A 5,401-nucleotide genomic window follows, 5' to 3' on the forward strand; every position below is an offset into this window, starting at 1 on the left:
AGTAGCCTGACGATGACCTACTTTCACACGGGAATCCGCACTATCATCGGCGCTGAGTCGTTTCACTGTCCTGTTCGGGATGGGAAGGAGTGGGACCAACTCGCTATGGTCATCAGGCTTGAACTGTTGCCCAGGCTGCGCTTGGGGCGCGGCCTGGAGGATTCGTAGAGTCGACTGTAGGGTGAGTACAGGAATCAGCTGTATTGATTGCGTCTTCAGACTGCGGTGAGTACTGGAGATCGGCGACGTGCGTCACAGACTGAGTGGTCTGTGGTGATCAAAGTGATCTTGGCATGTCATCAAAGTTATAGGGTCAAGCCGCACGGGCAATTAGTACTGGTTAGCTTAACGCATTACTGCGCTTCCACACCCAGCCTATCAACGTCGTGGTCTACAACGACCCTTCAGGGGGCTCAAGGCCCCGGCAAGACTCATCTTGAGACGAGTTTCCCGCTTAGATGCTTTCAGCGGTTATCTCTTCCGCACTTAGCTACTCGGCAATGCCACTGGCGTGACAACCGATACACCAGAGGTGCGTCCACTCCGGTCCTCTCGTACTAGGAGCAGGCTCTCTCAATCTTGCAACGCCCACGGAAGATAGGGACCAAACTGTCTCACGACGTTTTAAACCCAGCTCACGTACCTCTTTAAATGGCGAACAGCCATACCCTTGGGACCGGCTACAGCCCCAGGATGAGATGAGCCGACATCGAGGTGCCAAACACCGCCGTCGATATGAACTCTTGGGCGGTATCAGCCTGTTATCCCCAGAGTACCTTTTATCCGTTGAGCGATGGCCCTTCCATACAGAACCACCGGATCACTTAGTCCTAGTTTCCTACCTGCTCGACTTGTCAGTCTCGCAGTCAAGCACGCTTATGCCTATGCACTATCACCACGATTTCCGACCGTGGCTAGCGTACCTTCGAACTCCTCCGTTACGCTTTGGGAGGAGACCGCCCCAGTCAAACTGCCCACCATACACTGTCCCCAATCCCGATTCAGGGACCAAGGTTAGAACCTCAAACACACCAGGGTGGTATTTCAACGTCGGCTCCATACGATCTAGCGACCGTACTTCAAAGCCTCCCACCTATCCTACACAGATCTGTTCAAAGTCCAATGTAAAGCTACAGTAAAGGTTCATGGGGTCTTTCCGTCTTTCCGCGGGGAGATTGCATCATCACAAACATTTCAACTTCGCTGAGTCTCGGGAGGAGACAGTGTGGCCATCGTTACGCCATTCGTGCAGGTCGGAACTTACCCGACAAGGAATTTCGCTACCTTAGGACCGTTATAGTTACGGCCGCCGTTTACTGGGACTTCGATCAAGAGCTTGCACCCCATCACTTAATCTTCCAGCACCGGGCAGGCGTCACACCCTATACGTCGACTTTCGTCTTTGCAGAGTGCTGTGTTTTTATTAAACAGTCGCAGCCACCGATTCTCTGCGACCCCTTTGAGCTCCAGACGCGAAGTCCTTCACCTACTTGGGGCACACCTTCTTCCGAAGTTACGGTGTCAATTTGCCGAGTTCCTTCTCCCGAGTTCTCTCAAGCGCCTGAGAATACTCATCACGCGCACCAGTGTCGGTTTGCGGTACGGTCGTCTATAGCTGAAGCTTAGTGGCTTTTCCTGGAAGCAGGGTATCACTCACTTCGTCTGCAAGCAGACTCGTTATCACCCCTCATCTCAGATCCCCGGATTTGCCTAAGGACCACGACTACAGGCTTGAACCAACTATTCCAACAGTTGGCTGAGCTAACCTTCTCCGTCCCCACATCGCACTATAGATCGGTACAGGAATATTAACCTGTTTCCCATCAGCTACGCATCTCTGCCTCGCCTTAGGGGCCGACTCACCCTACGCCGATGAACGTTGCGTAGGAAACCTTGCGCTTACGGCGAGGGGGCTTTTCACCCCCTTTAACGCTACTCATGTCAGCATTCGCACTTCTGATACCTCCAGCATCCTTTACAAGACACCTTCACAGGCTTACAGAACGCTCTCCTACCATATGCAATAAATTGCATATCCGCAGCTTCGGTAACTGGCTTGAGCCCCGTTACATCTTCCGCGCAGGACGACTCGATCAGTGAGCTATTACGCTTTCTTTAAATGATGGCTGCTTCTAAGCCAACATCCTGACTGTTTTAGCCTTCCCACTTCGTTTCCCACTTAGCCAATTTTAGGGACCTTAGCTGGCGGTCTGGGTTGTTTCCCTCTTGTGTCCGGACGTTAGCACCCGGTGCACTGTCTCCCAAGCTCGCACTCATCGGTATTCGGAGTTTGCCATGGTTTGGTAAGTCGCCATGACCCCCTAGCCATAACAGTGCTCTACCCCCGATGGTGATACTTGAGGCACTACCTAAATAGTTTTCGGAGAGAACCAGCTATTTCCAAGTTTGTTTAGCCTTTCACCCCTATCCACAGCTCATCCGCTAGTTTTGCAACACTAGTCGGTTCGGACCTCCAGTGCGTGTTACCGCACCTTCATCCTGGCCATGGATAGATCACTTGGTTTCGGGTCTACACCCAGCGACTAGACGCCCTGTTCGGACTCGGTTTCCCTTCGCCTTCCCTACTCGGTTAAGCTCGCCACTGAATGTAAGTCGCTGACCCATTATACAAAAGGTACGCCGTCACCCCTTGCGAGGCTCCGACTTTTTGTATGCATGCGGTTTCAGGATCTATTTCACTCCCCTCCCGGGGTTCTTTTCGCCTTTCCCTCACGGTACTTGTTCACTATCGGTCGATTACGAGTATTTAGCCTTGGAGGATGGTCCCCCCATCTTCAGACAGGATTTCACGTGTCCCGCCCTACTTATCGTCCACTCAGTTCCACAATCAACTTTTTCCATACGGGACTATCACCCACTTTGGTCGGCCTTTCCAGACCGTTCTGATAAGTCAACTGCTAAAGAGGACTAGGCTCCTCCGATTTCGCTCGCCACTACTTTCGGAATCTCGGTTGATGTCTTTTCCTCGAGCTACTTAGATGTTTCAGTTCACTCGGTTCGCCTCGCTAGCCTATGTATTCAGCTAGCGATACCCTTGCGGGTGGGTTTCCCCATTCGGATATCTCCGGATCAAAGCTCATTTGCCAGCTCCCCGAAGCTTTTCGCAGGCTATCACGTCCTTCTTCGCCTGTAATCGCCAAGGCATCCACCACATGCACTTAGTCACTTGACCCTATAACTTTGACGACCATGCTGTACAGTCGTCGGTCAAGAACCACTTTGAGCGCAGGTGTCTGCACACCTGCTTCACGTTTGCCGATCTTCAATTTCTCATTGAAGTCTGGTGACGCAATCAATTGTCACTGGCGGCACGGTGTCAATCGCCCCTTTACGAACGACCAACTTTCCGCCAGCAACGCTGATTCGACTCTACGAATTGTTAAAGAGCATTTGCAGATCAACTGCAAACCTTAACGCCCACTCCCCTGCCAGGGAAGGCCTTAAGGCTTGCATTCAAACCGCGCGCAGTGCGTGCTTGCCGTTGCTCACAACAGCCGACACCTTGAAGAAGAAATGGTGGAGGATGACGGGATCGAACCGACGACCCCCTGCTTGCAAAGCAGGTGCTCTCCCAGCTGAGCTAATCCCCCAGTGTGCTTGACCAGGTTGGTGGGTCTGGTTGGATTCGAACCAACGACCCCCGCCTTATCAAGACGGTGCTCTAACCGACTGAGCTACAGACCCAACTGTCTTCACTCTGCGCTCTCAATCAACAGCCGATAAGTGTGGGTGCTTGGTACCTTCAAGCAGCTTTTCTTCTTCCAGAAAGGAGGTGATCCAGCCGCACCTTCCGATACGGCTACCTTGTTACGACTTCACCCCAGTCACGAACCCTGCCGTGGTAATCGCCCTCCTTGCGGTTAGGCTAACTACTTCTGGCAGAACCCGCTCCCATGGTGTGACGGGCGGTGTGTACAAGACCCGGGAACGTATTCACCGCGGCAAGCTGATCCGCGATTACTAGCGATTCCGACTTCACGCAGTCGAGTTGCAGACTGCGATCCGGACTACGACCGGTTTTCTGGGATTGGCTCCCCCTCGCGGGTTGGCAGCCCTCTGTACCGGCCATTGTATGACGTGTGTAGCCCTACCCATAAGGGCCATGAGGACCTGACGTCATCCCCACCTTCCTCCGGTTTGTCACCGGCAGTCTCATTAGAGTGCCCTTTCGTAGCAACTAATGACAAGGGTTGCGCTCGTTGCGGGACTTAACCCAACATCTCACGACACGAGCTGACGACGGCCATGCAGCACCTGTGTCCAGGTTCTCTTTCGAGCACTTCCACATCTCTGCAGAATTCCTGGCATGTCAAGGGTAGGTAAGGTTTTTCGCGTTGCATCGAATTAAACCACATCATCCACCGCTTGTGCGGGTCCCCGTCAATTCCTTTGAGTTTCAACCTTGCGGCCGTACTCCCCAGGCGGTCAACTTCACGCGTTAGCTTCGTTACTGAACAGCAAGCCGTCCAACAACCAGTTGACATCGTTTAGGGCGTGGACTACCAGGGTATCTAATCCTGTTTGCTCCCCACGCTTTCGTGCATGAGCGTCAGTACAGGCCCAGGGGATTGCCTTCGCCATCGGTGTTCCTCCGCATATCTACGCATTTCACTGCTACACGCGGAATTCCATCCCCCTCTGCCGTACTCCAGCCTTGCAGTCACAAAGGCAGTTCCCAGGTTGAGCCCGGGGATTTCACCTCTGTCTTACAAAACCGCCTGCGCACGCTTTACGCCCAGTAATTCCGATTAACGCTCGCACCCTACGTATTACCGCGGCTGCTGGCACGTAGTTAGCCGGTGCTTATTCTTCAGGTACCGTCATCCCCCCGAGGTATTAGCCCAAAGGATTTCTTCCCTGACAAAAGCAGTTTACAACCCGAAGGCCTTCTTCCTGCACGCGGCATTGCTGGATCAGGGTTGCCCCCATTGTCCAAAATTCCCCACTGCTGCCTCCCGTAGGAGTCTGGGCCGTGTCTCAGTCCCAGTGTGGCTGGTCGTCCTCTCAGACCAACTACAGATCGTTGCCTTGGTAGGCCTTTACCCCACCAACTAGCTAATCTGACATCGGCCGCTCCAATCGCGCGAGGCCTTACGGTCCCCCGCTTTCACCCTCAGGTCGTATGCGGTATTAGCTGCTCTTTCGAGCAGTTATCCCCCACGACTGGGCACGTTCCGATGCATTACTCACCCGTTCGCCACTCGTCGGCACCCGAAGGCCCGTTACCGTTCGACTTGCATGTGTAAGGCATGCCGCCAGCGTTCAATCTGAGCCAGGATCAAACTCTTCAGTTCAATCTCTGTTTAAAACTCTTCAACGGAATCGACAGATCTTCACTCAAGTGAATTTCCATCTATCTTCCGTGAGTATTTGAGCCGCT

Annotated in this window: 2 tRNA genes and 3 rRNA genes; all 5 read right to left on the reverse strand. The window is 53.2% G+C overall.

The features are described 5' to 3' along the window. Positions 1–4 precede the first annotated feature (4 nt). The 5 genes from rrf to GTZ97_RS16350 all read right to left on the reverse strand — a co-directional run bounded on the left by rrf (position 5) and on the right by GTZ97_RS16350 (position 5,315). Positions 5–117, reverse strand: a 5S ribosomal RNA gene (gene rrf, locus GTZ97_RS16330). Positions 118–309: 192 nt separating this feature from the next. Next, positions 310–3,193, reverse strand: a 23S ribosomal RNA gene (locus tag GTZ97_RS16335). 342 nt (positions 3,194–3,535) lie between these two features. Further along, positions 3,536–3,611: transfer RNA gene (locus tag GTZ97_RS16340), tRNA-Ala, on the reverse strand. A 17-nt stretch (positions 3,612–3,628) separates the two neighbouring features. Next, a tRNA-Ile gene (locus GTZ97_RS16345) sits at positions 3,629–3,705 on the reverse strand. Positions 3,706–3,786: 81 nt separating this feature from the next. Then, a 16S ribosomal RNA gene (locus GTZ97_RS16350) occupies positions 3,787–5,315 on the reverse strand. The 16S, 23S and 5S rRNA genes sit together here with 2 tRNA genes alongside, the layout of an rRNA operon. Between the last annotated feature and the right edge of the window lie 86 nt (positions 5,316–5,401).

This window comes from Aquabacterium fontiphilum, assembly GCF_009909205.1.
Classification (GTDB): domain Bacteria; phylum Pseudomonadota; class Gammaproteobacteria; order Burkholderiales; family Burkholderiaceae_C; genus Aquabacterium; species Aquabacterium fontiphilum.